The organism is Rhizobium sp. OAE497, assembly GCF_040546565.1.
Classification (GTDB): Bacteria; Pseudomonadota; Alphaproteobacteria; order Rhizobiales; family Rhizobiaceae; genus Rhizobium.
Window position 1 is genome coordinate 1,023,317 of the sequence record NZ_JBEPOA010000001.1, and the last position, 26,422, is coordinate 1,049,738.

At 62.8% G+C, this 26,422-nt stretch carries 24 protein-coding genes and 1 pseudogene; 15 read left to right on the forward strand and 10 right to left on the reverse strand.

Annotated elements, in window-relative coordinates; genetic code table 11:
* Positions 1-55 precede the first annotated feature (55 nt).
* The 3 genes from ABIE40_RS05240 (at position 56) to ABIE40_RS05250 (ending at position 5,405) form a co-directional block, all read left to right on the forward strand.
* Positions 56-1,777 (forward strand): response regulator, encoded by a 1,722-nt coding sequence (locus tag ABIE40_RS05240; RefSeq protein WP_112719130.1) that lies wholly within the window; start codon positions 56-58, stop codon positions 1,775-1,777.
* A gap of 125 nt (positions 1,778-1,902) precedes the next feature.
* On the forward strand, positions 1,903-3,261 hold the full coding sequence (locus tag ABIE40_RS05245) for a putative bifunctional diguanylate cyclase/phosphodiesterase (protein WP_112719129.1): 1,359 nt from the start codon (positions 1,903-1,905) through the stop codon (positions 3,259-3,261).
* 98 nt (positions 3,262-3,359) lie between these two features.
* A complete protein-coding gene (locus tag ABIE40_RS05250) occupies positions 3,360-5,405 on the forward strand; it encodes an oxidoreductase (RefSeq protein WP_199626502.1) in 2,046 nt (681 codons plus the stop codon).
* Between the two features lie 71 nt (positions 5,406-5,476).
* On the opposite strand, the gene ABIE40_RS05255 is transcribed toward ABIE40_RS05250, so the two are convergent.
* The 5 genes from ABIE40_RS05255 to ABIE40_RS05275 form a co-directional block, all read right to left on the reverse strand.
* Complete coding sequence (locus ABIE40_RS05255; RefSeq protein WP_199626503.1) at positions 5,477-6,094, reverse strand: PRC-barrel domain-containing protein; 618 nt, start codon at positions 6,092-6,094, stop codon at positions 5,477-5,479.
* Between the two features lie 244 nt (positions 6,095-6,338).
* Positions 6,339-7,229, reverse strand: coding sequence for an SMP-30/gluconolactonase/LRE family protein (locus tag ABIE40_RS05260; RefSeq protein ID WP_199626504.1), 891 nt, complete (start codon positions 7,227-7,229; stop codon positions 6,339-6,341).
* A 5-nt stretch (positions 7,230-7,234) separates the two neighbouring features.
* On the reverse strand, positions 7,235-7,867 hold the full coding sequence (locus ABIE40_RS05265; protein WP_112719125.1) for a 2-dehydro-3-deoxy-6-phosphogalactonate aldolase: 633 nt from the start codon (positions 7,865-7,867) through the stop codon (positions 7,235-7,237).
* A 13-nt stretch (positions 7,868-7,880) separates the two neighbouring features.
* The gene (locus tag ABIE40_RS05270) at positions 7,881-8,798 is read right to left on the reverse strand and encodes a 2-dehydro-3-deoxygalactonokinase (protein ID WP_199626505.1); all 918 of its coding nucleotides are present in this window, start codon (positions 8,796-8,798) and stop codon (positions 7,881-7,883) included.
* Positions 8,798-9,568 (reverse strand): SDR family NAD(P)-dependent oxidoreductase, encoded by a 771-nt coding sequence (locus ABIE40_RS05275; RefSeq protein ID WP_199626506.1) that lies wholly within the window; start codon positions 9,566-9,568, stop codon positions 8,798-8,800. The genes ABIE40_RS05270 and ABIE40_RS05275 overlap by 1 nt, the downstream gene beginning before the upstream one ends.
* A gap of 111 nt (positions 9,569-9,679) precedes the next feature.
* On the opposite strand from ABIE40_RS05275, the gene ABIE40_RS05280 reads away from it, so the two are divergent.
* A complete protein-coding gene (locus ABIE40_RS05280; protein WP_199626507.1) occupies positions 9,680-10,474 on the forward strand; it encodes an IclR family transcriptional regulator in 795 nt (264 codons plus the stop codon).
* A gap of 227 nt (positions 10,475-10,701) precedes the next feature.
* A complete protein-coding gene (locus tag ABIE40_RS05285) occupies positions 10,702-11,430 on the forward strand; it encodes a helix-turn-helix transcriptional regulator (protein ID WP_112719121.1) in 729 nt (242 codons plus the stop codon).
* 45 nt (positions 11,431-11,475) lie between these two features.
* Here ABIE40_RS05285 and ABIE40_RS05290 read toward each other — a convergent pair whose 3' ends face one another.
* Positions 11,476-12,450, reverse strand: a complete 975-nt coding sequence (locus tag ABIE40_RS05290) for a small ribosomal subunit Rsm22 family protein (protein ID WP_199626508.1) — start codon at positions 12,448-12,450, stop codon at positions 11,476-11,478.
* A gap of 477 nt (positions 12,451-12,927) precedes the next feature.
* On the opposite strand from ABIE40_RS05290, the gene apbC reads away from it, so the two are divergent.
* From apbC to ABIE40_RS05335, 9 genes and pseudogenes are all read left to right on the forward strand, one after another.
* Positions 12,928-14,097 (forward strand): iron-sulfur cluster carrier protein ApbC, encoded by a 1,170-nt coding sequence (gene apbC, locus ABIE40_RS05295; RefSeq protein ID WP_112719119.1) that lies wholly within the window; start codon positions 12,928-12,930, stop codon positions 14,095-14,097.
* Between the two features lie 417 nt (positions 14,098-14,514).
* Complete coding sequence (locus ABIE40_RS05300; RefSeq protein WP_199626509.1) at positions 14,515-15,492, forward strand: magnesium transporter CorA family protein; 978 nt, start codon at positions 14,515-14,517, stop codon at positions 15,490-15,492.
* A gap of 19 nt (positions 15,493-15,511) precedes the next feature.
* A complete protein-coding gene (locus tag ABIE40_RS05305) occupies positions 15,512-17,410 on the forward strand; it encodes a potassium transporter Kup (RefSeq protein ID WP_112719117.1) in 1,899 nt (632 codons plus the stop codon).
* A 171-nt stretch (positions 17,411-17,581) separates the two neighbouring features.
* Entirely contained in the window at positions 17,582-18,763 is a 1,182-nt protein-coding gene (locus ABIE40_RS05310) for a cell wall hydrolase (RefSeq protein WP_210341033.1), read from the forward strand.
* A gap of 276 nt (positions 18,764-19,039) precedes the next feature.
* Positions 19,040-19,381 (forward strand): AtpZ/AtpI family protein, encoded by a 342-nt coding sequence (locus ABIE40_RS05315; RefSeq protein WP_112719115.1) that lies wholly within the window; start codon positions 19,040-19,042, stop codon positions 19,379-19,381.
* A 72-nt stretch (positions 19,382-19,453) separates the two neighbouring features.
* The gene (locus ABIE40_RS05320) at positions 19,454-20,206 is read left to right on the forward strand and encodes a F0F1 ATP synthase subunit A (protein WP_112719114.1); all 753 of its coding nucleotides are present in this window, start codon (positions 19,454-19,456) and stop codon (positions 20,204-20,206) included.
* A gap of 67 nt (positions 20,207-20,273) precedes the next feature.
* Positions 20,274-20,501 carry a F0F1 ATP synthase subunit C gene (locus tag ABIE40_RS05325; RefSeq protein WP_003588243.1) on the forward strand — a complete coding sequence of 76 codons (228 nt, stop codon included), beginning with the start codon at positions 20,274-20,276 and terminating at the stop codon, positions 20,499-20,501.
* 78 nt (positions 20,502-20,579) lie between these two features.
* A complete protein-coding gene (locus ABIE40_RS05330; protein WP_112719113.1) occupies positions 20,580-21,221 on the forward strand; it encodes a F0F1 ATP synthase subunit B in 642 nt (213 codons plus the stop codon).
* A gap of 3 nt (positions 21,222-21,224) precedes the next feature.
* Positions 21,225-21,711: pseudogene (locus tag ABIE40_RS05335) on the forward strand (F0F1 ATP synthase subunit B).
* 561 nt (positions 21,712-22,272) lie between these two features.
* Here ABIE40_RS05335 and rnhB read toward each other — a convergent pair.
* Complete coding sequence (gene rnhB, locus ABIE40_RS05340; RefSeq protein WP_112719111.1) at positions 22,273-22,962, reverse strand: ribonuclease HII; 690 nt, start codon at positions 22,960-22,962, stop codon at positions 22,273-22,275.
* A 213-nt stretch (positions 22,963-23,175) separates the two neighbouring features.
* A complete protein-coding gene (locus ABIE40_RS05345; RefSeq protein ID WP_199626510.1) occupies positions 23,176-24,333 on the reverse strand; it encodes a PA0069 family radical SAM protein in 1,158 nt (385 codons plus the stop codon).
* 138 nt (positions 24,334-24,471) lie between these two features.
* On the opposite strand from ABIE40_RS05345, the gene ABIE40_RS05350 reads away from it, so the two are divergent.
* Positions 24,472-24,990 (forward strand): glycosyltransferase family 2 protein, encoded by a 519-nt coding sequence (locus tag ABIE40_RS05350; RefSeq protein ID WP_199626511.1) that lies wholly within the window; start codon positions 24,472-24,474, stop codon positions 24,988-24,990.
* Positions 24,991-24,992: 2 nt separating this feature from the next.
* Here ABIE40_RS05350 and moaB read toward each other — a convergent pair whose 3' ends face one another.
* Positions 24,993-25,538 carry a molybdenum cofactor biosynthesis protein B gene (gene moaB, locus ABIE40_RS05355; protein WP_199626512.1) on the reverse strand — a complete coding sequence of 182 codons (546 nt, stop codon included), beginning with the start codon at positions 25,536-25,538 and terminating at the stop codon, positions 24,993-24,995.
* Between the two features lies 1 nt (position 25,539).
* Positions 25,540-26,421, reverse strand: a complete 882-nt coding sequence (locus tag ABIE40_RS05360; protein WP_199626513.1) for a 4-(cytidine 5'-diphospho)-2-C-methyl-D-erythritol kinase — start codon at positions 26,419-26,421, stop codon at positions 25,540-25,542.
* Position 26,422 lies beyond the last annotated feature (1 nt).

Below are 26,422 nucleotides of genomic sequence, written 5' to 3' on the forward strand. Positions count from 1 at the left end.
GAACGCATACCACCAAATAGTGCTGTTAAATCGGATAGATGTGGGATTTTGAGGAATGAGTGCCGGCTTTGAAGAGACGGACGCATCATCCGTGAGCGGGGAGCTGCCGGCCGAGCCCGATCTCCAGTCGTCGCTTTTCGATGCCGTCTCCGATGGCCTCGCCGCCGCCCTCATCGTCTATAACAAGAACGACCAGATGATCTTCGCGAGCCGTCAGGTTCTCGATTTCTTCCCGATTTCGCCGTCCATGCTGAAGCCCGGCACGCGCCTGCGCGATTTCCTGGGCGCCGTCTTCGATACCGGCGTGCGCCAGCAATATGCCGCCAAGCAGCCGGGCGGCGTGCTCGGCCGCGAGGACTGGCTGTCGCAGAAGATCGCCTCGCATTGGCGCGAGCGTTTCGAGATCGTCGAGCGGCATGGCCCGGATCGCTGGATCCGCCTCGTCAAGCGCCGTCTGCCGAGCGGCTATTGCGTGTCGATGATCTGCAACATTTCCGAAGAGCGCAAGCGCGAGGAGCAGTGGCGCGCCGATCTGGAGCGCGTGCAGCTGACCGAGGATATTCTCGACAACCTGCCATTTCCGCTCTTCGTCAAGGACCGCAATCTCAATTATGTCGCGGTCAATATCGCCTTCTGCGAGAAATATCAGACGACGCCGGACGAAGTGCTCGGCCGCAAGAGCGGCGACCTGTTCTCGGCCGATATCGCCAAGCGCTTCGAGGAAAGCGACCGCCACGTGCTGGAAACCGGCGAGATGTCGATCTCCCGCCAGCGCCAGGTCTCGCGTGACGGTGCCGAGCGCGACATCGTCAGCCGCAAGCACCGCATCGGCAAGCCGGGCCGTTATTTCCTGGTTTCCACCATGCAGGACCTGCCGCGCGATGGCGCCGATCTCGACGAGTTCGACCGCGCCACCTCGGTGACCGCCTCCAGCCACCAGTCCTATCGCCGCGCCTATGTGCCGCTGAACGGCGATGCGCAGCGCCGCGAGCCGGCGGCAATGGAAGCGATCGTTCCGGAGAATTTCTCGGGCCGCAAGATCCTCGTCGTCACCGGCGATCTCGCCGCCGAGACTGCGGCGCTGCGCACGCTCGCCAAATACGGCTTCGAAGCCTGTGCCGTGCGCGGTGAGGACGAGCAGGAGCATTTCCTCGAAATCGCCTCTTCGGCCGGTATCGATCTCGACCTGATCATCATCGACAACCAGATGGGCATGCGCTGCCTGGAGCTTTCCGGCCAGCACGGCATTCCGGCGCTCGTCATGGACGGTTTCCAGCTGGCCAACGAACTGACCTTCCAGGTCGCCCGCCACTTCAACCGCAACAACCGCACGAGCAACGAGCCGGAAGCCGATTGGGAGATCTCGACATCGGCCGATAGCGACGCGCTGCAGGTTCTGGTCGCCGAAGACAACGACATCAACCAGATCGTCTTTTCGCAGATCCTCGAAGGCCTCGGCTATCGCTACATGATCGCCTCCAGCGGCGACGAGGCGGTGCGTCTGTGGACCGAGCACAAGCCGCAGATCGTGCTGATGGATATCTCGCTTCCCGGTCTCAACGGTTTCGAGGCCGCCCGCATGATCCGCGGCATCGAAGAGGGCGGCAGCGTCAGGACGCCGATCATCGGCGTACTCACCCAGGCCTTCGAGCGCGACCATGCCGAATGCGCAAAAGCCGGCATGGATGATGTCATCATGAAGCCTGTCAGCCCGGATATACTGGAGACAATCTTCCAGAAGCATCTGAAGCGCGAAGAGATGCGCGCGGTCTGCTGATCGAAACTCTGGTCAACTCCCCAGATTTTGGGGCGCCAACAATCCCAAACATCGCTTTTCCACTATCGGTTTATTAAGACTTGGCCGCCATTCTCCCCGGAGGGAGTGAAATCTCAGGTCAAAATATGAAACCGGTGGACGTACCTTTTATGCCCGTGAGCCAGAATGAGCTCCAGGCCATGGCCTATACCGATCCGTTGACCGGACTCGGTAATCGCCATCGTATGCGCGACCGGGTGACCCAGATTTCGGCCGAGCGCGCCAACGATCCGGCGCCGTTCACCATCGGCATCGCCAATCTCGATTCCTTCAAGCCTATCAATGACCTGTTCGGATCCGCCGCCGGCGACGAGATCCTCTGCCAGGTTGCTCACCGCCTGAAGGCCTGCATCCCCGACGGCGCGCTTGTGACGCGCCATGACGGCGATGAATTCGCCTTCGTCCTGCCGCTGATCTTCGAGCGTGCGAGTGCGGAAAAATTCGGACAGATGATCCGCGAAGTGCTGTCGGCACCCTATGATCTCGGCGACCGGAACGTGCGCCTCTCTGCATCCTTCGGTTTTGCAATCTATCCGTTTGCCGGCGAGGAGTTCGACGAGCTCCTGAAGAGCGCCGAGACCGCGCTCTACCGTTCCAAGCGCCGCGGCCGCAGCCAGATCACCGTCTATTCGCGCGAGATCGCGCAGGAGATGAAGCGGGCGACGCAGCTGGAGCAGGCGCTCAGAAACGCCATCATCTCGGATGCGATCGATGTGCACTTCCAGCCGATCGTCTCGCTTGCCAACAATCAGGTCGTCGGTTTCGAGGCGCTCGCCCGCTGGAACGATCCGGATCTCGGCTTCGTCTCGCCGGGCGTCTTCGTACCGCTTGCCGAGGAGCGGGGCTTTATTGACGCCCTATCTGAAACGTTGCTGCGCAAGGCTGCGGAGGCAGCGCTTTCCTGGCCGCGCGAGCTTTTCCTCTCCTTCAACCTGTCCTCGGCGCAGCTGATGGACCCCGGCACCAGCGCCAACGTCCTCTCCATCCTCGGCCGCGTCGGTTTCGATCCGCACCGCCTGGAGCTGGAGATCACCGAAACCGCAGTGATGAGCTCCGCCGACACGGCGCACCGCATCATCTCCGATCTGCGCCAGGCCGGCGTTCGCGTCTCGCTCGATGATTTCGGCACCGGCCAGTCGAGCCTCGGGCGCCTGCGCGACTTCATCTTCGACAAGGTGAAGATCGACCGCGCCTTCGTCTCGCGCATCAACAATGACCGTGCCTCCGAACATATCATCAAGGCGATCCTGACGATGTGCGAAGGCCTCGATCTCGAAGTCGTCGCCGAAGGCATCGAGGATTATTCCGAGGCCGTGAAGCTTCGCGCGCTTGGCTGCGGCATGGGCCAGGGCTACCATTTCGGCAAGCCGGCAGACAGCATCGCCACGCTGCGCTTCCTGCACGAGAATTATGACTCGGCAGGCGCCGACCGCATCCCTGCATAAGCCGCATCGAGGCTAGTCCACGGCGTCATCAGACATTTCTATTTTAGCGCCGCTGCGCCATGATCCCCGCTTGCTTCGGCGCGAAAAGCGAGTGTCTCATGACGTCATCCAAAGACCCCTTGTTACAGCCCTTTCAGCTCAAGCATCTGACGCTGAAGAACCGCGTGATGTCGACGGCGCATGAGCCCGCCTATTCCGAAGACGGCATGCCGACCGACCGCTACCGGCTTTATCACCGGGAGAAGGCCAAGGGCGGCATCGCGCTGACGATGACCGCAGGCTCCGCAGTCGTCTCGGCCGACTCTCCGCCGGCCTTCGGCAACCTGCATGCCTATCGCGACGAGATCGTGCCGTGGCTGAAGAAGCTCGCCGACGACTGTCATGAATACGGCACGGCCGTGATGATCCAGCTCACCCATCTCGGCCGCCGCACCGGCTGGAACAAGGGCGACTGGCTGCCGGTCCTGGCGCCATCGCCGATTCGTGAGCCCGCCCACCGCGCCTTCCCGAAGGAAGCCGAGGAGTGGGATATCGAGCGCATCATCGCCGATTACGTCTCCGCCTCGCAGCGCATGAAGGAAGCCGGGCTCGATGGCATCGAGTTCGAGGCCTACGGCCACCTGATGGACGGCTTCTGGTCCCCAGCCACCAACCGCCGCGACGACGAATTCGGCGGCTCGCTCGAAAACCGCATGCGTTTCTCGCTGATGGTCACCGATGCGGTGCGCAAGGCCGTCGGCCCCGATTTCATCGTCGGCATCCGCATGGTGGCGGACGAGGATTGGGAGAAGGGCTTTTCACGCGAAGAAGGGATCGAGATCGCTCGCCGCCTCGTCGCGTCCGGCGGCGTCGATTTCCTGAACATCATCCGCGGCCATATCGATCACGATGCCGATCTCAACAACGTCATCCCGATCCAGGGCATGGCCGCGTCGCCGCATCTGGATTTCGCCGGCGAGGTCAGGGCCGCGACCCGCTTCCCGGTATTCCACGCCGCCCGCATCGCCGATATCGCCACCGCCCGCCATGCGATCGCCGAAGGCAAGCTCGATATGGTCGGCATGACCCGCGCTCACATCGCCGATCCGCATATCGTGCGCAAGGTGATGGCGGGCGAGGAGGCGCGCATCCGCCCCTGCGTCGGCGCCACCTACTGTCTCGACCGCATCTATGAAGGTGGCGAGGCGCTCTGCATCCACAATGCCGCAACCGGCCGCGAGGCCGAGATGCCGCATGAGATCGAGAAGGCCGCGGCCAAAAGGAAAGCCGTCGTCATCGGCGCCGGTCCCGCGGGTCTGGAGGCAGCGCGCGTGCTCGCCGAGCGCGGCCATAGCGTCGATGTTCTCGAGGCGACCGGCAAGGCCGGCGGCCAGATCAACCTGCTCACCCGCAATCCGCGCCGCAAGGAAATGATCGGCATCATCGACTGGCGGCTGGAAGAGCTCGAGCGCCTCGGCGTCGCCATCCATTACGATGTCTATGCCGGTGCCGATGAAGTCCTGGAATTCTCTCCCGATCTCGTCGTCGTCGCCACGGGCGGCATTGCCCAGTCGCCGGAGCTAGAGGCAGGCGAGGAGCTGGTCACCTCGTCCTGGGATATTCTTGCCGGCGCCGTAAAGCCCGAGAGTTCGGTCCTGCTCTTCGACGACAATGGCGGCCATCAGGGCATGTCGGCCGCCGAGGTCATCGCCAATGGCGGCGCCGATCTGGAACTCGTCTCGCCCGAACGCTTCTTCGCCCCCGAAATGGGCGGCATGAACCATGTGCCCTATGCCAAGACCTTCGCCGAGAAGGACGTCCGCGTCACCATCAACACCCGGCTGAAATCGGTCCGCCGCGACGGCAACGGCCTGGTCGCCGTCCTCGGCTCGGATTATGCCGGTGCGGTCACGCGCGAGCGGCGCGTGGCCCAGGTCGTCGTCGAGCACGGCACCATGGCCAATGCCGATCTCTATCTGGAGCTGAAGCCGCTGTCGCGAAACCTGGGGGCGGTCGACTACGCATCGCTCATCGCCCGCAAGCAGCCGATCCCTGTCAAGAACCCCGAGGCCGCCTTCGACCTGATCCGCATCGGCGACGCCGTCTCCAGCCGCAATGTCCACGCGGCGATCTACGACGCCCTGCGCTTCTGTTCGCTGCTCTAGAAACAAGAATAGCGGCGCCCCGAAGGGCGCCGCCATCTACGCTATACTCCCGTGCGGTTTCCCGCCCGGTATTACTTGGTGGTGGTCGAGCCGGTTGCCGTCGAGTCGGTCGGCATCGTGCCACCCGTTGCGGCCGGAGCCTTTTCGGCGGCCTGCATCTGCAGGGTCTTGAACTCCGGTGCAGCCTTCAGGCTGTCGGCCGTTTCCGTGGTCGTCAGCTTGACGCTGCCGTCCTGGGTGTTCTGGGCAACGGTGATCTTTTCCATCGGCACGGCCACGTTCTTCTGGCCGATACCAAGGAAGCCGCCGACACCGACCACGGCAGCAACGAGGCCGCCATCCTTCTTCATGATCAGGTCGGTGACGTTACCGATGCTTTCGTTCTGACCGGTATAGACCGACTGGCCGATATAGGTGTTGGCGCTGACCTGATCTGCACCCTGTTCGGTGAGATAGGTGCCGCCACCGGCCTGTGCGGTGTCAGTGGACGCTGCAGGCGCCGGAGCCTGGGCTGCGTCACCGGCCGGAGCCGTCGCATCGGGCATCTTCGGTGCCGTCGCATCGGCCGGAGCCGACTGAGTAGCGCCCGGGGTCGCGGGCTGCGGAGCACTCTGCGAGAATGCCACCGGTGCGAAAGCCGTGGCAAACAGGGCGCCAGCAGCAACGGTCGTCAGGAGTTTGCGTGTCATTTCGAACCTACCTTTTGTGTTCCCTAGTGTGATCTCTGGCGCGGCTGCCGCTTCTGTTCGGGCGTCTCTGCCGTGCCGGTTCGAAAGGGAAAATGGGTGGGTAGGCTATTGGTTCCTCTCAAAAATCTCTAAAATTTCGCGATTTTTCGGGAACATTTATCGCATCGGCTGCAGAATTCTGCGGCCGGAATAGAAAAAGGGCACTCCCGCCGGGAATGCCCTTCGTCAACGCTTATGACCCGTTTCAGATCACAAAGGCAGGGTCGAAGACGCCCTTGACGGCAACGCCGAGTTCCAGAAGCGCACCGGCCTGCGGCTGCGTGGAGCGGGCCGTCTCGTCGAGACCTTCCCAAGCGGTCGTCACTGCCAGCCGGTCCGCATCCTTGCCGATGAAGGCGGGGCAGGAGGGCTGGGCGGCCGGCACCTTGTAGCGGGCGATCCGCAATCCGTCCGGGCTGTAGCGGTCGACGACGCCCGCACCCCAGCGGGCGTTCCAGATATAGCCGTCGGCATCGCAGACCGAGCCGTCGATGCCGCCCGGATCTTCCATGCTGTCGACCATGACGATCGGCTCGCCGGAGGGCAGGCCGGTCTGCGGATCGACCATCACCCGCATCAGGCGGCTGATCCGCGTATCGGTGTAGTAGCCGATCGTGCCGTCGGGCGAGAAGCAGATCGAGTTCGGAATGCTGATCCCGGCAAAGATCTTGGTGACCTTGCCGCCGGAGGCGACGTGATAGATCGAGCCCGCCTGGTTCTCGGCGCGCTTGCTCATCGTGCCGATCCACAGCGAGCCCGAGGGATGCGTGCGCCCGTCATTGGAGCGGTTCTCCGGCATGTCGTTTTCGAGCGCCGCATAGAAAGTGAGCTTGCCGTCGGCGAGATCGCGCACGAACAGTCCTTCTTCGGTGGCGAGCAGCTGCCGCTTGCTGTCGATCCGCGCCAGAACGCTCGCCATCATCGGCAGCGCGTGAACCTTCTTCGCGCCGCTCGACAGCGTCAGTTCATGCAGTTCCTTGCCGAGGATATTGAACCACCAGACGGTATCGGTCGCCGGATCATAGGTCGGGCCTTCGCCAAGTACGGAATTGGTGTCGCAAAGTGTTTTGCCTTCAAACTCATGAATAGCGGTCATAATGCCTATGCTCCTACGGCTGCGTCATAGGCTAAAATGGTCGCCTTGGCGCGCTCGGCAACCTCTGCGGCAGTCATTCCCGGCTTGTAGATGCTGGTGCCGAGGCCAAAGGCCTTGATGCCGGCATCGGTGTATTCGGAGAAGTTCTTGTCGGAAACGCCGCCGACCGCGGCAATGACGAGCTCCGGCGGCAGGATGGCGCGGATCGCATTGATGCCGGACGGGCCGAGCACGCTTGCCGGGAAAAACTTCAGGCCGGTGGCGCCGGCGCGCGCTGCGGCAAGCGCTTCCGTCGGCGTGAAGACGCCGGGCATCGATACCATGTCATAGCCGCGGGCGCGGATGATGACGTCGGGCTCGACATTCGGCGTCACCAGCAGCTTGCCGCCGGCATTGTGCATGTTGTCGACCGCTTCGACCGTCAGCACGGTGCCGCCACCGATCAGCACGTCGGCCGGCGCCATCTTCGCGGCGATCTCGATCGACTTGAAGGGCTCCGGCGAGTTCAGCGGGATCTCGATCGCCTGCAGGCCGTTTTCGATCAGCGCGCCGACGACGCCAGCGGTTTCTTCCGGCTTGATACCGCGCAGGATGGCGATCAGCGGGCGCTTCATGGAGGGGAAAGGAATACGGTTCATGGCTTTAACTTTCTTACTTTGACCAGATAGCGGCAGCAGCGGCCGAGAGGCCGCGAAGAACGGCCGTATCGGCATCTATCGTCGTGAATTTAAGAGACAGGGATTTGAAGGCGGTTTCGTAAAGCGTCTGCAGGCGGCCGGAGGCGACGAGCGCGATCGGCGTATCGTTGGCGGCATCCGACAGCGCCCCGGCGATTTCGAGGCCGATCAGAGTGCCCGAAATCTTTGCCTGTGCCGCAGCCGGCGTCACGCCATGCAGCAGCTGGCCGGAGCGGGCGGTGAAGAGCAGGTTGGTCGCCATCGCCGGCTGGCGGAAGGCCGCAGTAACGGAAGCCTTGAAGGCGGAGTTGTCGGCCGGCGACTGGTCGGCGCCGGCAACGGCATGCGACAGGATCGTATGCTTGGTGATCGCGTCGAAAAGCTCGCCGGTCATGAAGGTGGAGAAACCAATGACCTCGCCGTCCTGCACATGCACCCACTTGGAATGCGTGCCGGGCATGCAGACCGCCTGCGCGCCGCTGCTCTCCGCGCCAAGTGCGCCGAGCAGCTGGGTTTCCTCGCCGCGGATGACATCGGGAGATGCCTTGTCGCGCTGGGCGAGGCCCGGAAGAATGCGGATATCGCGGCTCTGGCCGGGAACGGAGACGGCGCCCGTCAGGATCGACGAGAGCGATGCCGGCACATCGGTGTAACCGGCTTCGACCCAGCCCTGCTTGGCGCCGACCATGCCGCAGGCGATGACCGGCAGATCGGCCGGTGCCGAAACCTTGTCGAGATGCGCGGCAAGCACTTCGGCAAAGCCTGTCTTCGCCGCCACCGTCATGCCCTCGCTGCCGCGGCTTTCGCCGAGCACGCTGCCATCGTCGGCGATCAGCCAGAGCCGGAAACTGCTCGTACCCCAGTCAACCGCGACATATGCGGGATTTGCCATCAGAAAATGCCTCCATCGACAATCATGGACTGCGCGGTCACTGCCGCCGCGCAATCGGATGCAAGAAATAGACAGGGACCGACGATCGCGTCGGCGTTCAGCACCCTTTTCAGGCACTGCCGCTCGACGGTCTTGGCGATCCCTTCCTCGGTGAGCCAGAGCTTCATCTGTCGCTCGGTGACGATCATGCCGGGTAGGATGCAGTTGACGCGGATATTGTCCGGCCCGAGCTTGCCCGCCATGCTCTTCGTCAGGCCGATCACGGCGGCCTTGGCGGTGGAATAGGCCGGGAAATCGGGCATATTCAGCAGATAGGCGATCGACGACATGTTGATGATCGCCCCGCCGCCTGCTTCGCGCATCGAGGGCGCGACGGCCTGGGCGGTGAAGAACACATGGCGCAGATTGGTCGCCTGGTTGTTGTCCCAGTATTCGGGCGTCACCGTATCGAAATCGTGCCGGTCGTCGCGCGCTGCATTGTTGACGAGAACCGTGATCGGCCCCGACTGCGCCACCACCGCGTCGACGGTCTGGCGGATCGCCTCGATGTCGCGAAGATCGGCCTTGAAGAAATGCACAGGATGCTCGCTGTCGCGCGAAAGCCGCAGGGAAAGCGCGCGGCTCTCGTCTTCGGCGACGTCGATGAAGGAAACCTTGGCGCCCTGACGCGCGAAGCCCTCGACGATCGCCGCGCCGATGCCCGATCCGCCGCCGGTCACCAGAACCGTGCGATCCCTGAATTCCGGAAACTGTGCCGATACGCCCGTCACCGCATTCCTCCCGAAGTTCCATTATTTGGAACTTAATTTGACTATGTGGAATTATCGATTTACGCTGGCCTCTCTGTCAAGACCGCAGGCGGTCACAACGGTAGGCGATCGATGGCTCCGCGAAAAGGCACGGAAGGCGAAAACGACACCGGAACCCTCGGCAAGCTGATGGTTCTGCTCGATCTGGTGACCCATGCCGAAAGGCCGCTGCGCTTCACGGACATTTTGGCGCAGGCCAACCAGCCGCGCGGCACGCTGCACCGCCAGCTCGGGCATCTGGTGGAGGAGGGGCTGCTGGAGCTCGATGCCGACGGCCGCTATTCGCCGGGACTGCGCCTGCTCGATCTCGCCGCCCGCAGCTGGGCGAAGAACGAATTCCGCCTGATCGCCGAGCCGCATCTGCGCGCCCTGCAGGCGATGAGCGGCGAGACCGTCCATCTCGGCGTGCTGCGCGGTACCTCGATCATCTATCTCGACAAGGTGGAAGGCCAGCAATCCGTCCGTATGTATTCGCAGATCGGCAATGCCTCGCCGGTCTATTGCACCGGCGTCGGCAAGGCGGCTCTTTCCGTGCTCCCGGACGCCACCGTTGCCGCGCTTGCGACCGCCATCCCGTTCCAGCGCTTCACCGAACACACGCTGGCTTCACCCGAAAGCCTGCTCGCCGAGCTTTCCGATATTCGCAGGGAGGGCTGCGCCTTCGACCGGGAGGAGCACGAGCAGGGCATCCGCTGCGTCGCCGCGCCGATCTGGACGGCCGATCACAGTCTGGTCGGCGGCGTCTCGATCACCGGCCCCGCCTACCGGCTGACGATGGAGCGGCTTGCCGAGTGGGCCGGCCCCGTCCGCGCGGCGGCCGAAAGCATCATGGAAGGCATGCGCATCCGGCTCGGTCCGCGCCGGTAACGCGGGCGTGATAGCTTCATCGGGTGGACGCAAAAGAAGAGCATGCTTATGATGAGGACCATATTGAGATTTGGTGGCGAATCACACCAACTGCGATAACTCGCAAAAGAGATACAAGCTTCGACCGGCCGTGCATTTTAAGGCCGGGAGACCATATTTTTTCAATAGGTTTAGCAATTTAGCAGCGCAGTTGATCTGAACCGCAAGCTCGGGAAGATGAAGAATAGATGGCCTTGTCTCAAGCATCCGATCAGACGGATGAATACGTCCAGGAGATAGCGGGTCTAAAGACCCAGTTCGATATCTTCCGTTTCATGAAGCGCGTGACGGATGCTTTCGGCAGCCGCGCCTTCATGGTTCTCAACCTGCCGCCGATTACCTCCTTCGAACTGCAGAGTACGACTGTCATTACCAGCTGGCCGGCCGAACTTCTGTCGCTCTACGATCAGGAAGGGCTGATGATGAACAGCCCGGTTCTGCGCCGCCTGCGCACCTCGTCGCTGCCCTTCTTCCATGACACCTCGAAGGGCTGGGTCCGTGACGACGGCAAGTCGGCGATGGTGGCTGGGCTTTTCGAGCGTTTCCGCATGGTGCGCTGCGCCTATTTCCCGACGCACGAGCCTTCGGGCCTGCGCGGCGCCGTCTCCTTTGCCGGAGATCGCGAGCCCTATACGCCGGAAGAGATGCGCAATCTCTCCTATATCGCCATCCACGTCTTCGACCGGCTGGCCGAGATCCGCAATCTCGACAACCGGCTGACCGATACGCTGACCGATCGTGAAGTCGATTGCCTCAACTGGACGGCCGCCGGCAAGACCAGCGCCGAAATCGCCGATATCCTCGGCCTCTCCGAGCATACGGTGAACCACTATCTGAACCGGGCAACCAAGAAGCTCGATACGGTCAACCGCACCCAGGCGGTCGCCAAGGCGCTGCGCATCGGCCTGATCAAGTAAGCTGCCGAAAAAATCGGCAGCGCGTCTCAAAGATGGGCAGCCGGATCAGCCGCTGTCCTTTTCCCGGGCATCGCCCCAATCCGCACGGCGGGCCCATTTGAAGGCGGCGCCGTCTCTCTTCGAATAAATCTGCTCGGCCGCGCTGCCATCCTCGCGGCAGAGTTTCAGCCGGATGACGCTACCCGAACCCTGCGGCGGCGCAATGACGCGTGCCTCGGGCAGAGGCGAGGGGACGCGGCTGGCGGCGATGAAAATATACTTCTCGTCTTCCCACGGCACGTCCGCATCCTTGACCAGCCGGTGGATTTTCGACCGGGCGACGCGGCGCGAGAAGTGGCACCAGTCGGGCGCCACGATCGGACAGTCCTTGGCATGCGGGCAGGGCGCCACAATATGCGCGCCCTTCGACAGCAGCACGTCGCGCGCCGCCAGAATCCGCTCCCATCCCGCCGGCGTCCCCGGCTCGATGATCAGCAGCGTATCCGATGTCAGCGCCCACAGCTTGCCGATCGATGCGGCGATCTGATGCGGCTCCATCTCGTCCAGTACATAGGCGAGGGTGACGAGATCGGCCGGCGCGATGTCAGGCAAGGCCTTGATAAGATTGCCATCCAGCCAGGTGGAGGCAACTTCCAGACCTTCGGAAAGGCTTTTCCCGGTCTGCCGGATCGCCTCGCTTGCTTCGACCATCGTCGCCTGCTCGATATCGGGCCAGCAGTCGGCGGCCGCCCACAGTGCCGAGCCCGGACCGGCGCCGACATCGATGAGCTGGCGGGGTTCGAAGCCGGGCCGCACCTCGGCGATCATCTCCATCGCCGCGCGGATCGCCGCATAGGTGGCGGGCAACCGTGCGGCGAGATAGGCCTGCGCCGCCAGCTGGTCGCTGATATGGAAGCTGCCGTCGCGAAGTTCCTGGCGGTAGCGGCTGGAAAGGCGCGCCGAGGCGCGCTTCAGCGCATCCAGCGGCTGGCCCTCCAGCATCGCTTCCACCCGTTCGCGCAATTGTCTCGGCAGTTCCATCGTCGTCGTCCGTTTCGGTTCCGCTGGCCATACAGCCGTGTACCGGCAAAGCCAAGCGCGGCACTTGGCATGCACCTTGCTTCTTATTTGGCAGAGGTCCAGAGGGGACTTTGAAAAGAGCGCCAAAAATGGCGCCGTTTCGGCCAGCCGCCGTCCAGCATTGTCGATGCGTTTCCTCATGCATCCGGTCGCTGGCGGCGGCTGTTGCTTTTTTGTGACGGCAGGTTCGGGATCATCGCCGCCCCCCAATTATTAGTGTGCTTTAGGCTCTGGTCATTTTGGGCCATTGCGCTAGGTGGGTCTGATCGCTTTGGTTTTCGGGGAGACCGTTGCGGCCATCTAGGCGAAAGCCTGGCGGACCAGATGGCCGCAACGGAATTCGATTGCGCGATTTCCGTTTCCCTCAATGATGATTTCGTTTGGCGAAGGCGCAGCCCTCCACTATCTACGTGTCACAAAGATACGCGTGAGGAATGCATGACTGAGGTCACCAAGGAACAGGTTCTCGAAACGCTGAAGACCGTGCGCGGTCCCGATCTCGAACATAATATTGTCGAGCTCGGCATGGTGTCGGATGTCTTCATCTCCGACGGCAAGGTCTATTTCTCGATCACAGTGCCTGCCGAACGGGCAAAGGAGCTTGAGCCGCTGCGCCAGGCCGCCGAGCGCGTCATCAAGGAAATGCCGGGCGTCAAGGGCGCGCTGGTGGCGCTGACGGCGGACAAGAAGGCCGCCTCGGCATCTGCTCCCGCCGCCCGTCCGGCTGCCGCATCGCATGCCGGCCACGATCACCACGGCCATTCCCATTCGCACGCCCCGCAGACCCAGCAGCCGCGCTCCGGCAAGATCGGCGTCCCCGGCATCGGCGCGATCATCGCCGTCGCCTCCGGCAAGGGCGGCGTCGGCAAGTCGACCACCGCCGTCAACCTGGCGCTCGGCCTTCTCGCCAACGGCCTGAAGGTCGGCATCCTCGACGCCGATATCTACGGCCCGTCCATGCCGCGGCTCCTGAAGATCTCCGGCCGCCCGACGCAGATCGATGGCCGCATCATCAACCCGATGGAAAATTACGGTCTCAAGGTCATGTCGATGGGCTTCCTCGTCGATGAGGAGACCGCGATGATCTGGCGTGGCCCGATGGTCCAGTCGGCACTGATGCAGATGCTGCGCGAAGTCGCCTGGGGTGATCTTGATGTTCTCGTCGTCGACATGCCGCCCGGCACCGGCGACGCGCAGCTGACCATGGCCCAGCAGGTGCCGCTCGCCGGCGCCGTCATCGTCTCGACGCCGCAGGACCTGGCGCTGATCGACGCCCGCAAGGGCCTCAACATGTTCCGCAAGGTGGAAGTCCCTGTTCTCGGCATCGTCGAGAACATGAGCTACTTCATCGCTCCCGATACCGGCACCCGCTACGACATCTTCGGTCATGGCGGCGCCCGCAAGGAAGCCGAGCGCATCGGCGTGCCCTTCCTCGGCGAAGTGCCGCTGACCATGAACATCCGCGAAACCTCGGATGCCGGCACCCCGCTCGTCGCCTCCGAGCCGAACGGCATCGTCGCCGGTATCTATAAGGAGATCGCTGCGAAGGTCTGGGCGGAAGTCGGCGGCCAGCCGCAGCGCGCTGCCCCGGCCATTGTCTTCGAATAGGACAGACGCGGTTTCGTGAGCGCGCGCCGCATACCCCAAATTGCGGGGGAAATGTGGTGAAACCGCGCAGTTCACGTAACACGTCTTGATTATTTCACCGCTTTCCGTCATATGCCCCGCCGTCGCCATGAGGGCGGCTTCTGCAGATGCTCGATGACGGCCGCCTTTTGCCCCAGGGTTCCCGGCCAGCCTGCATGTTCGGAGTTGACTTGTCGGTTGAAGGATTGGTGACTGCGATGCGGTTGAGCACAATGCGCACCCGGCAAATGGCCGGACGCAGCCGGAGTGGTATGAACTTTTTTTATCCGTTTCCGTTAGGCTACAGGGCAGGCGCTGCCATATCGGCGGCCGCGTAATGGAAGGGCGTGCGATGATGGCGATCATGGCAAGGCGCGAACGCGGCTGGAGACCGGCCCGTTGATCACCGCCTATTGCTCCAATTGCAAATCCGTCGAGATTGGCGATCTGTCGCAGACCGCCGCATTTCCGGATGACGTCGTCTGGATCGACATGGTCGAGCCGACGCGCGAGGAAGAGCTCTACGTCGAAAAAGTGATCGGCATCGAAGTGCCGACCCGCGACGACCTCAAGGACATCGAACCGTCGGCCCGTCTCTATACCGAGGACGACGCCGTGTTCATGACCGCCTCGCTCGTCTGGCAGGCCGATACATCCTCTCCGACGCTGACCGATGTCGCCTTCATCCTGGCTGGCAAAAAGCTGATCACCATCCGCTACGCCCACCCGAAATCCTTCAAGCTGTTCATCGCCGCCCTGCATCGCGTGCCCGAGCAGTGGCGCAACGGCGCTTCCCTGCTTGCCAAGCTGCTCGAGACCATCGTCGACCGTACCGCCGAGATCCTCGAGCTTTCGGTCTCCCGCATCGATATCCTCTCGACCCACGTCTTCGGCGATCGCGCCAAGAAGGTCCGCAAGCCGTCGAACTATCTGGAAGAGAAGCTCCGCGACATCGCCGCCCATCACCGGCTGGTCAGCAAGGTGCGCGACAGCCTCGCCTCACTGTCGCGTCTGTCGAGCTTCTTCTATGCGCTGCCGGCCGTGCAGCAGGACCAGGCCACCAAGGAACTCTGCCGCACCGTGTCGCGCGATATCCAGTCGCTGAACGAGCACGCATCCTTCATCGCCGGCAATATCACCTTCCTGCTCGATGCTTCGCTTGGCCTGATCAACATTGAACAGAACTCGATCATCAAGATCTTCTCGATCGCATCGGTGGTGTTCTTGCCGCCGACGCTTGTCGCATCCATCTATGGTATGAATTTTGAATTCATGCCGGAATTGCATTTCGCGGCGGGCTATCCCTATTCGCTGGCCCTGATGGTCATCTCCGCCGTCATTCCGTTTTTCTTTTTCCGCTGGAAAGGCTGGCTCTGAGGAGCCTGTTTGTTACTTCATGTCCGACGAAAGTCATTCGCACGACAGCAACATGACGCCGCGCAAGCTCTTCTATCTTGCGCTCGGCTCCGTTGGCGTCGTCTATGGAGATATCGGTACCAGCCCGCTTTACGCCTTCCGCGAAGCGCTGAAGCCGGTGGCCCAGGATGGTCTCACCCGCTTTGAAGTCATCAGCCTCATTTCGCTGATGATCTGGGCGCTGACCATCATCGTCACCATCAAATACGTGCTGCTGCTGCTGCGCGCCGACAACGAAGGCGAAGGCGGCACGCTGTCGCTGCTCGCCTTGCTGATGAAGACGGCCAACGGCCACACCGCGATCCTCGTCGCCCTCGGCCTGACGGGTGCGGCACTCTTCCTCGGCGACGCGATGATCACGCCGGCGCTGTCGGTTCTGTCGGCGGTCGAAGGTATCAAGCTCGTGGCGCCGAATGCCTCGCCCTATATCGTGCCGATCTCGGTTGCGATCCTCGTCGGCCTCTTCGCCTTCCAGTCACGCGGAACCGGCACCATGGCCCGCTTCTTCGGCCCGATTACCGCGCTGTGGTTCATCGTCATGGCCGTCGTCGGCCTGTCGCATATCTCCGACGATTACGGCATTCTCGCCGCCTTCAATCCCTATTATGCCGTCAGCTTCCTGCTGAACGAAGGCTTCTACGGCATCGTCGTGCTCGGCGCCGTGTTCCTGACGATCACCGGTGCCGAAGCGCTCTACGCCGACCTCGGCCATTTCGGCCGCCGTCCGATCCAGTGGGCCTGGTTCGCGCTGGTCTTCCCGGCGCTGACGCTGAACTATCTCGGCCAGGGCGCGCTCGTGCTCGGCAATCCGGAGGCGATGTCCGATCCCTTCTATCTGATGTTCCCGAAATGGGCGCTGCCCTTCGGCGTTGTGCTCGCCACCTGCGCCACCATCATCGCCAGCCAGGCCGTCATCACCGGCGCCTTCTCGCTGGTGCGCCAGGCGATCAACCTTGGTTTCCTGCCGCGTATGGAAATCCTCTTCACCTCGGAAACCAATACCGGGCAGATCTTCCTGCCGTCGGTCAACGCCATCCTCTTCCTCGGCGTCATGTTCCTGGTGATCACCTTCAAGACCTCGGATGCGCTGGCAACGGCCTATGGCATCTCGGTTACCGGCGCGATGGTCGTCACCACCATCATGGCCTTCGAGTTCGTCCGCACCCGCTGGAACTGGTCGATCCTGGTTGCCTCGATCGTGCTTCTGCCGCTGCTGGCGCTGGAGCTGATCTTCCTCGGCGCCAACCTGCTCAAGATCCATGACGGCGGTTACATTCCGATCCTGATCGCCAGCGCCTTCATCGTCATCATGTGGACCTGGCGCCGCGGCACCGGCATTCTCACCGAGAAGACCCGCCACACCGATATTCCGCTGGCATCCTTCGTCAGCTCGATCGAGCGCAAGAGCGATCACTCGCCGGCCCATGTTCCGGGCACCGCGATCTTCCTGACCAGCGATCCGGAATCCGCGCCCGCAGCGCTGCTGCATAACCTGAAGCATAATCACGTCCTGCACGACAAGAACGTCATCCTGACGATCCGCACCGTCAACAAGCCGCGTGTTCCGAGCGTCGACCGCTACAAGGTCGAGCCGATTTCCGAGCGCTTCTCGCGCGTCGAGCTGCAGTTCGGCTTCATGGAAACCCAGAACGTCTCGCAGGCGCTCGCCACCCTTCGCAAGACCGGGCTGAAGTTCGATATCATGTCGACCTCCTTCTATCTCGGCCGCCGCAAGCTGGTGCCGGATGCGAAGTCGGGCATGCCTTACTGGCAGGACCGTCTCTATATCGCGCTCGCCAATGCGGCCGCCAATCCCTCGGACTATTTCCGCCTGCCGGCCAACCGCGTGGTCGAGCTCGGATCGCACGTCATCATCTGACGCGACGCAAAGACATCTTTCAAAGCCCGGCCATCGCGCCGGGCTTTTTGCGTTTTGCTATATGAAAAAATGCTCATGGGAGATTCTGGGACGGCAAATTAACCAACCATCAAGGTTAATGAGAGATTTTCGATACAAAGTTCATGCGTCCCGTGTTCCCGGAGTCTGGCGTTGCGTCGAAAGAGCGTTTCCCTCGGCAAGCTGCGTATTGTGCCCAAAAACTGGGTCTCACCCGCCATCTTCGGCATCTGCGGGTGGCTCGCATTCCCTTCCATCGTCTCGCATGCGGATCTCGCCGCCATGCTCGCCGGCCTTGATGAGAGCCGCGAGAACTGGCGCATGGTCATGACCAATTCGCCGGCTGGCTCCATCCACCAGGCCGAGCTCACCTTCGCAGACCCGATCGTGACGGGCACGGTCGCCGCCGGTGCCGGCATGGTTCTGCCCGATGGCCGCAAGGTCGCCTTCGTCGCCGAAGGGAAGGGGCATGAGGACACGACCGATGAAGAACGCGTCAACCGCAGCCTGAAGAAGGGCCGCATCGTCGCCGTCGAGAAGATGCAGCCGCCGAAGGATTTCACCGCCGGCTCCATTCTCCAGCGCACCCGGCTGCTCTTCCAGCCGACCTTCAATCTCAAGGACAAGTCGGCCTTCGTGAAGCCGAAGATCAAGGGCAAGGAAATCGAGATCGCCACGGCCTTCTATAAGAAGGAGCCGATCAAGCCGGAAACCGTGGTGCCGACCTTCCTTGCCGATCTCGTCAACAACGACAAGCCGGATGTGCTGGCAACCGCCTATGCACCGGCAGCACCCGACTATTCCCGCCAGTCCCCCTTCGATTCGATTCTTGCCGACAAGGGCGCCAATGACGGCCGCTTCGTGCCGCAGATCGGCGCCAAGGATCATGCCTGGGCCGCAAGCGTTCTTCCGCCAACGGTGTTTTCCGCCGCTGAGCAGCAATGTCTCGCGTCCGGCATCTATTTCGAGGCCCGCGGAGAATCGGTGAAGGGGCAGGCAGCCGTTGCCCAGGTCATCCTCAACCGCGTTCGCAACCCGGCCTATCCGAAAACCATCTGCGGCGTCGTCTATCAGAACGAGGACTGGCGCAACCGCTGCCAGTTCTCCTTTGCCTGCGACAACATCAAGGACCGCGTGAACTCGCAATATCATTGGCGCATGGCCCGCGAAGTGGCGATGGCGGTGACGGCCGGCAAGATCTGGCTGCCGCAGGTCGGCTCCGCCACGCATTATCATGCGGTCTATGTCCGCCCGAAATGGGCCAAGACCATGGAGAAGGTCGGCCGCATCGGCCTGCACGTCTTCTACCGCACCTATGGCGGCGGCTGGAGCTGAGCGCCGCTAATCTGTGGATTCTCTGCAGCTTCCACCGGCTATAAAGCTGATTCTCCCGCTCGAATTTTGCCAAGCGGCCGAGATTGAGATCAAGTGCCTGATATAAAACGATTATTTTATGTCCAGGCACGGGCGCCCTATGCCTTGACTATACCAATCCCTAAAACTATGTTGCGCGCGACTTCAGAACGGGCCGAAAGGTTCTATATTCCATGTCTCTGACGTCCGCGGGACCGGGGTAGCGGGATTGCGGATAGGGATGTAGGAGGAGGAACCATGTCGGATGACCGGGAAGAAAGTCTGGACAGGCGCCGCACGCAGCTGGGAGCAGAGCTCAAGGCAAAGCGTGTAGAGGCGAGAGAGGAACAGGCGAGCGAGGCCCGCGCCGAGGAAAGCCGTAAAGGCTATGCCCAGGCGATGAAGCTTTCGAGCGAATTCATCTCCGCTATCATTGTCGGCGCGCTTCTGGGCTATCTCCTCGACCGTTTTGTCGGCACGGCGCCTTGGGGTTTGATTATTCTTCTGCTTCTCGGATTTTGTGCCGGTGTTTTGAATGTTCTCCGTGCCGCGGGCAAGGTTGCAAAACCGGAGCCTGGAAACGGAAACGGCAGCAAATAGGGCAGGGCGCGCCAGCGCCTCGTTCATTATGAATGATCCCGCGCCCGCGGGCCAAAGAAGAGAGAACAAGCGGTGTCTAACGATCCGACCCATCAGTTCCTGATCCAGAAGATTGTGCCGATCGAAGTCGGCGGGATTGATTTCTCGTTCACCAACGCTTCGCTCTTTATGGTCGCTTCGGCTGCCGTTGCCGCAGGCTTCCTGTATTTCTCGACCTCGAACCGCGCGATCGTTCCCGGCCGCTCGCAGTCGGTCGCTGAAATGTCCTACGAATTCATCGCCTCGATGCTGAAGGAAGGCGCGGGCACCAAGGGAATGAAGTTCTTCCCGCTGGTCTTCTCGCTCTTCATGTTCGTGCTGACTGCAAACCTGCTCGGCATGTTCCCGTACTTCTTCACCATCACCAGCCAGATCATCGTCACCTTCGCCCTGGCGCTGCTCGTCATCGGCACGGTTCTGGTCTACGGCTTCTATAAGCACGGCTTCCACTTCCTGAATGTGTTTGTCCCGCAAGGCGTTCCCGGCATTCTCCTGCCGCTGGTCGTGGCGATCGAAATCATTTCGTTCCTGTCCCGTCCGATTTCGCTCTCGGTTCGTCTCTTCGCAAACATGCTCGCCGGTCACATTACGCTCAAGGTGTTCGCAGGCTTCGTCGCCTCGCTCGGAGCCCTTGGCGCGCTTGGCATCGGCGGTGCCATTCTTCCTCTCATCATGACCGTCGCCCTGACCGGTCTCGAGTTCCTCGTCGCCTTCCTCCAGGCTTACGTCTTCGCGGTACTGACTTGCATGTACCTCAACGACGCGATCCACCCTGGCGGGCACTAAGGATAACGACATCGACGTCAAAGGGCGTCAGTCATTCGCCGCAACAACCATTTCAAAGGAGTTCAACATGGAAGCGGAAGCAGCAAAGTTCATCGGTGCAGGTCTGGCTTGCTTTGGTATGGCCGGCACGGCTCTCGGCCTCGGCAACATCTTCGGCAGCTACCTGTCCGGCGCTCTGCGCAACCCGTCTGCCGCTGACAGCCAGTTCGGCCGTCTGGTTTTCGGCTTCGCCGTTACGGAAGCTCTGGGCATCTTCTCGCTGCTCGTCGCTCTCCTCCTGCTCTTCGCCGTTTAATTTCGGTGGATTGAGGGATCACGGCCTGCAGACCGCAAGCCGTGATCCTTTGCATTTGCAGTACACCTGGAGGTGAGCATGTTTTTTGTGACCCCGGCCTATGCTGAAGAGGCTCCGGCGGGAACGGCAGAAACGGGTGCAGCCACTGGTACGGATCCGCACGCCGCCCCGGCTGCTGGCGAGGTCCATACCGAAACCGGCGTTGCCGGTGGCGAGCATCATGGCGGCGTTTTCCCGCCGTTCGATTCGTCGACCTACGCATCCCAGCTTCTCTGGCTGGTGATTACGTTCGCTGTTTTCTTCGTGCTCATGCAAAAGGTCATCGCACCGCGCATCGGCGGCATCCTCGAGCAGCGCCATAACCGGCTCGCTCAGGACCTGGACGAGGCAGCCCGCCTCAAGTCCGAAGCCGACGCCGCAGTCGCAACCTATGAAGGCGAACTCGCCGCAGCCCGCGCCAAGGCCAATCAGATCGGCTCCGCCGCTCGTGACGCCGCCAAGGTCAAGGCCGAAGCCGATCGCCGCGCTGTCGAAGCCAGCCTTGCTGAAAAGCTGAAGGCTGCCGAAGGCCGCATCGCCGATATCAAGGCGAAGGCATTCGCAGACGTCGGCACGATCGCTGAAGAAACGGCAACCGCCGTCGTCGAACAGCTGATCGGCGGCACCGCTGCCAAGACCGACGTTGCCGCTGCCGTTGCAGCCGCCAAGAAGGAGGCTTGATCGATGGCACTTGACGCAACATTCTTTGCGATGATCGGCCTGTTCCTCTTCCTGGGACTGGTTGTCTATCTCAAGGTTCCCGGCATGATGGCGAAGTCGCTCGACGACCGCGCCGATCAGATCCGCAACGAACTGGCGGAAGCCAAGCGCCTGCGCGAAGAGGCCCAGCACCTGCTGGCCGAATACCAGCGCAAGCGCAAGGAAGCCGAAGCCGAAGCTGCCAACATCGTCGCGGCTGCCGAGCGCGAAGCAGACATGCTGACCGCCGAAGCCAAGAAGAAGACGGAAGAGTTCGTTGCCAACCGCACCGCGCTTTCCGAGCAGAAGATCAAGCAGGCGGAAGCCGATGCGATGAAGGCCGTCCGCTCGGCCGCCGTCGACCTCGCCATCTCGGCAGCCGAAGCCGTTCTCGCCAAGAAGGCGGACGCCAAGGTCCAGACCGACCTCTTCAAGGCCGCGCGTCGGCGAAGTGAAGACGCGCCTGAACTGAGGTTCGGACATTGAGTTTGAAAAGCCCCGCCATTGTGCGGGGCTTTTTGTTTTTGGGGTGGTGGCTTTAGCAGCCTCGCAATCTGCTGCGACAGTTGTTCACCGTGGGAGGGGCCTCTCATGCCGCGCAGCCAACGCAGACCGTCAATCGGATCACCGAGACCTCCCCAACCTCCCTCATTCCTGTGCTTGTCACAGGAATCCAGCCACGGCGCGTCTGCGCCGTGAATGACACGAGACGACTTCCAGCGCACCAATGAGTCTCTCGCGCCCCAGGACTGGGGCGCACTGGATTCCTGTGACATCCCGTGGGCGTAGCCCTAAGGGCACAGGAATGAGGGAGGAGAAGTGGCGGCCTTGGAGCGAGGTAGCACACGAGGCAGCGTCTAGGGGCGGTCCATAGGGGACGTGTGAAACATCAAAGGCTGGCGCCCGCAGCCCCCTCATCCGGCCCTATCGGGCCACCTACCGGGGTCGAGACCAGTGGCTCGACCCCGGTAGGTGCCCGCAGGGCGGATGAGGGGGCTCCGGGTGCAACCGCATCGGGCGGAGCCGCCACGCCTCAATCCCGCAACATCTCCTCCGTCACCGCAACCACCCCATCCTTCCGCAACGGCCGGAACGTCATGCGGTGCAGCGGGCAGGGGCCATGCGCCTCGATCCCCGCACGGTGCTGCGCCGTGCCGTAGCCGGCGTGGGCGGCGAAGCCGTAGTTGGGGAAGACGAGGTGGGCGCGGGTCATCATCCGGTCGCGGGTGACCTTGGCGACGATCGAGGCGGCGGCGATGGAGACGGAACGCGCGTCGCCCTTGACCACCGCCTGGCCGGGACACTCGAGCCCCTGGGGCACGTCGAGGCCGTCGGTCAGCACGTAGGCCGCCGGAATGGAGAGGCCGCAGATGGCGCGGCGCATGGCGTCGAGGCTCGCCTTGCGGATATCGGTGTCGTCGATGCGCGTCGCGCTCGACGAGGCGATGGACACCGTGGCCGTTGCCAGGATCTGCACGAACAGCTCCTCGCGCTTGGCCGCCGACAGCTGCTTGGAATCGTTCAACCCCTCGGGGATGCGCTTAGGGTCGAGAATGACCGCTGCGGCAACGACAGGGCCTGCGAGCGGCCCGCGTCCGGCTTCATCGGCACCGGCGACCGGCCAGTGGCCCGCCTTGCGGGCCTTCAGCTCCAGCTTGAAATCCGGAGTGAGCGGGACGTCTTCGAAAAGCAGAGGAGAATCGGGTGGCGTGCGACGTTTCATGCGGCTGAACCTCGCACGCCAACCCGATTTCCTGCAAGCCCCCGGAACAGGGCGGCGGCCGGGGGCTAGGGCCGCGAAGGGGCAGGGGACCCATTCGCGGTGTGCAGGCAGCCAGGGCGGCGGCGGCCTGCGGGTATTGCGTCATTGCCGGCGGCATACCCGCCGGCCGGTCGAAACGCTCCTCACGCGCCCGTGCCAGCGGGCGCGAAGTCGTCAAAGCAGCGACAGCTGCACGCCGCTGCCATCCGGCGGCACGAAGAGATCGTCGCGCAGCGGCATGCTGCGTCTGACCATGCCGAGCCGCTTGGTGGCCATCTCGAAGCGGCGGGAAATCTGCCAGGCATAGGGGCCTGCACCCTTCATCCGCTTGCCGAACTCGGCGTCATAATCCTTGCCGCCGCGCATCGAGCGCACCAGCGACATGACGTGCCGGTAACGGTCCGGATAATGCTGCAGCAGCCAGTCGCGGAAGAGCGGCGACACTTCGAGCGGCAGACGCAGCAGAACGTAACCCGCCTCGCGCGCGCCGGCGGCATGCGAAGCCTCCAGAATGCGCTCCAGCTCGTGGTCGTTCAGCGCCGGGATGACGGGTGCCGCCATCACCGAGGTCGGAATGCCGGCCTCGCTCAGCGCATGGATCGCCTCCAGCCGCCGCGGCGGCGTCGAGGCGCGCGGCTCCATGGTGCGGGCGAGCTTGCGGTCGAGCGTCGTCACCGAGAGCGAGGCGCGCACCAGCCCCTTGGCGGCCATGTCCTTGAGGATATCGATGTCGCGCATGATCATCGCCGACTTGGTGACGATCGAAACCGGGTGGTTCGCCTTGTTCAGCACTTCGAGGATCTGCCGCATGATGCGCCATTCCTTCTCGATCGGCTGGTAGGGGTCGGTATTGGTGCCGATGGCGATCACCCGCGGCTTGTAACCGGGCTTGGCAAGCTCGCGCTCCAGGAGCTTGGCGGCATCGGGCTTGGCAAACAGCTTCGCCTCGAAATCGAGCCCGGCCGACAGCCCCATATAGGCGTGGCTCGGCCGCGCGAAGCAATAGATGCAGCCATGCTCGCAGCCGCGATAGGGATTGATCGATCGGTCGAAGGGAATGTCGGGCGACTCGTTGCGGGTTATCGCCGTGCGTGGCTTCTCGATCTGCACTTCGGTGCGGAACGGCGGCAACTCTTCCAGCGTCTGCCAGCCGTCGTCGAACGTCTCGCGGCTTTGCGGCTCGAACCTGCCGCTCGGGTTAAGCCCGGCGCCACGTCCGCGGCGGCGCTCGCCATCCACCCGCAGGCCGGATTGGGCGATCAGCGCTTCGGCAATATCTGCCGTATTGGCAGGCGCGAATGCGGCCTGCCCTGCAAGGGACTGTTCGTTCATCGGATTCTCCCGCAGCGGAGGCGTTGCCTTCGCCCGTTCTTGATGATTAAATTCCTAGTCAGAAAATGAGAACAATGCAAGAACAAAATGAGGAAAGTCGCGCTGGCAAAATTTTGTGCGGCGCATTATAAATAGGCAATGTTGACGGTTGTTCTGGAGTGCCAGGATCAGGAACCTGAGCTGGCGCAGACTTTATCGGTGCTGGTCGCGGGCGCGGTCGAAGGGCTTGTAAGTGATGTCGTGGTGCTCGATCACGGCTCGCGCGACGGCACCTCTCGGGTGGCGGATGCTGCCGGCTGCCGTTTCCATTCGCAATGGGATATCAAGGACATATTGCGCTCGGCCCGGGGCGAGTGGCTGCTCTTCGTCGAGCCGGGTGCGCGCCCGCAGGCGGGCTGGATCGACGAGATCGCCGAATATGTGGCGCTGAACAAACTGCCCGCCCGCTTCACCGCCTCGCGCGCCTACCGACGTCCGTTCCTGCAGCGGGTCGGCCGTGCCTTGCCGCCGCTGGAGCTTGCCTATCTTGTCCCCAAGAAACAGGCGGTCGCCTCGGCAAGGAGCGGCATGCGGCTCTCGGAATTCCCGAAGGGCCAGAAGCTCAGGCAGCTTTCCAGTGAATTGATTCCTTCCTGGGTGGCGCGCGCCGCCAGATAGAATCAGCCGCCGCGCTTCAGGTGCTCGTCGAGCCGCGGCATGATCTCCACGAAATTGCAGGGCATGTGCCGGTAGTCGAGCTGCGCCTTCAGGATCCCGTCCCAGGCATCCTTGCAGGCGCCGGGCGAGCCGGGCAGCACGAAGATGAAGGTGGCGTTGGCAACGCCGGCCGTGGCGCGGGACTGGATCGTCGATGTGCCGATCTTGTCGTAGGAAATCCGGTGGAAGACTTCCGAAAAGCCGTCCATGCGCTTTTCGAACAGCGGCTCCAATGCCTCGGGCGTCACGTCGCGGCCGGTAAAGCCGGTCCCGCCGGTGGTGATGACGACGTCGATGCCATCGGTCTGCGTCCACGCCTTCACCCGCGCCGCGATCGCCTGCTTGTCGTCCCGCACGATGGCGCGGTCGACCAGTCTGTGGCCGGCCTCAACGATGCGGCCAGCGAGCGTGTCGCCCGACTTGTCGTCCTGGAGCGTGCGGGTATCGGAGACGGTCAGCACGGCGATGCCGACGGGAATGAATGGCCGGTTCTCGTCTATGCCAGGCATGTCACTCTCCCGAAACAGTTTCCGTTGCCTGGAAATACCAGTCCGGCCGCTGGCTGTGAAGCTGTTGGGCGGCGGCCTCTGCCGCCTGCAGGGAAGGGAAGAGGCCAAAGCAGGTGGCGCCGGAGCCGGACATGCGCACCAGATCGGCGCCGCTCCCGGCAAGCAGGGCCGAAATCTCGGCAATCTCGGGCGTCAGGCTGCGCGCCGGCGGCTCGAGGTCGTTGCGATTGGCCTCGATCACCCGCATCCAGCCGCCGGGCGAAAGATCGAGCGGCCGGTTGTTCTTCTGTGCCAGCGCGCGAAAGATCTGCGGCGTCGAGACGCCCTTCAGCGGATTGGCGAGCACCAAAAAGAGCCGTGGCAGCGCGACCCGCTCGATCTCCTCGCCGATCCCCCGGGCAATCAGCGGGCGGCTTTCCAGGCACATCGGCACATCGGCGCCAAGCTGCAGGGCGAGCGCCGAAAGGATATCGGCCGGCACCCGCACGTTCCAGAAACGCTGAAGCCCGCGCAGCGCCGCAGCCGCATCCGCCGAGCCGCCGCCGATCCCGGAGGCAACCGGCAGGTTCTTGTCGAGATGGATGGAAACCGCGGGCGCATGGCCGCCCTGGGCAAGCACGGCCTGCCGCAGAAGATCTCGTGCCTTGAGAACGAGATTGCTGCCGGGATCGCCGCCGAGATCGCCGGCAAAACGCCCGCCGATCGTGAAGCCGTCGGCATCGGCGGCGGTGAAGCTCAGCCGGTCGCCGTGACTGGTGAAGGTCACCAGCATGTCGAGCAGATGGTAGCCGTCGTCTCTCTCGCCCGTCACATGCAGGGCCAGATTGATTTTCGCAGGCGCGTCTTCAGTCACCGTGAAACGGCGGCTCTCCGCATCCGGCATC

What these genes read in the sequence shown, in the direction of transcription:
- ABIE40_RS05240 (WP_112719130.1), top strand. Translation starts at nt 56, where the DNA reads ATGAGTGCCGGCTTTGAAGAGACGGACGCATCATCCGTGAGCGGGGAG.
- ABIE40_RS05245 (WP_112719129.1), top strand. Translation starts at nt 1,903, where the DNA reads ATGAAACCGGTGGACGTACCTTTTATGCCCGTGAGCCAGAATGAGCTC.
- ABIE40_RS05250 (WP_199626502.1), top strand. Translation starts at nt 3,360, where the DNA reads ATGACGTCATCCAAAGACCCCTTGTTACAGCCCTTTCAGCTCAAGCAT.
- ABIE40_RS05255 (WP_199626503.1), bottom strand. Translation starts at nt 6,094, where the DNA reads ATGACACGCAAACTCCTGACGACCGTTGCTGCTGGCGCCCTGTTTGCC.
- ABIE40_RS05260 (WP_199626504.1), bottom strand. Translation starts at nt 7,229, where the DNA reads ATGACCGCTATTCATGAGTTTGAAGGCAAAACACTTTGCGACACCAAT.
- ABIE40_RS05265 (WP_112719125.1), bottom strand. Translation starts at nt 7,867, where the DNA reads ATGAACCGTATTCCTTTCCCCTCCATGAAGCGCCCGCTGATCGCCATC.
- ABIE40_RS05270 (WP_199626505.1), bottom strand. Translation starts at nt 8,798, where the DNA reads ATGGCAAATCCCGCATATGTCGCGGTTGACTGGGGTACGAGCAGTTTC.
- ABIE40_RS05280 (WP_199626507.1), top strand. Translation starts at nt 9,680, where the DNA reads ATGGCTCCGCGAAAAGGCACGGAAGGCGAAAACGACACCGGAACCCTC.
- ABIE40_RS05285 (WP_112719121.1), top strand. Translation starts at nt 10,702, where the DNA reads ATGGCCTTGTCTCAAGCATCCGATCAGACGGATGAATACGTCCAGGAG.
- ABIE40_RS05290 (WP_199626508.1), bottom strand. Translation starts at nt 12,450, where the DNA reads ATGGAACTGCCGAGACAATTGCGCGAACGGGTGGAAGCGATGCTGGAG.
- apbC (WP_112719119.1), top strand. Translation starts at nt 12,928, where the DNA reads ATGACTGAGGTCACCAAGGAACAGGTTCTCGAAACGCTGAAGACCGTG.
- ABIE40_RS05305 (WP_112719117.1), top strand. Translation starts at nt 15,512, where the DNA reads ATGTCCGACGAAAGTCATTCGCACGACAGCAACATGACGCCGCGCAAG.
- ABIE40_RS05315 (WP_112719115.1), top strand. Translation starts at nt 19,040, where the DNA reads ATGTCGGATGACCGGGAAGAAAGTCTGGACAGGCGCCGCACGCAGCTG.
- ABIE40_RS05325 (WP_003588243.1), top strand. Translation starts at nt 20,274, where the DNA reads ATGGAAGCGGAAGCAGCAAAGTTCATCGGTGCAGGTCTGGCTTGCTTT.
- ABIE40_RS05330 (WP_112719113.1), top strand. Translation starts at nt 20,580, where the DNA reads ATGTTTTTTGTGACCCCGGCCTATGCTGAAGAGGCTCCGGCGGGAACG.
- rnhB (WP_112719111.1), bottom strand. Translation starts at nt 22,962, where the DNA reads ATGAAACGTCGCACGCCACCCGATTCTCCTCTGCTTTTCGAAGACGTC.
- ABIE40_RS05345 (WP_199626510.1), bottom strand. Translation starts at nt 24,333, where the DNA reads ATGAACGAACAGTCCCTTGCAGGGCAGGCCGCATTCGCGCCTGCCAAT.
- ABIE40_RS05350 (WP_199626511.1), top strand. Translation starts at nt 24,472, where the DNA reads ATGTTGACGGTTGTTCTGGAGTGCCAGGATCAGGAACCTGAGCTGGCG.
- moaB (WP_199626512.1), bottom strand. Translation starts at nt 25,538, where the DNA reads ATGCCTGGCATAGACGAGAACCGGCCATTCATTCCCGTCGGCATCGCC.
- ABIE40_RS05360 (WP_199626513.1), bottom strand. Translation starts at nt 26,421, where the DNA reads ATGCCGGATGCGGAGAGCCGCCGTTTCACGGTGACTGAAGACGCGCCT.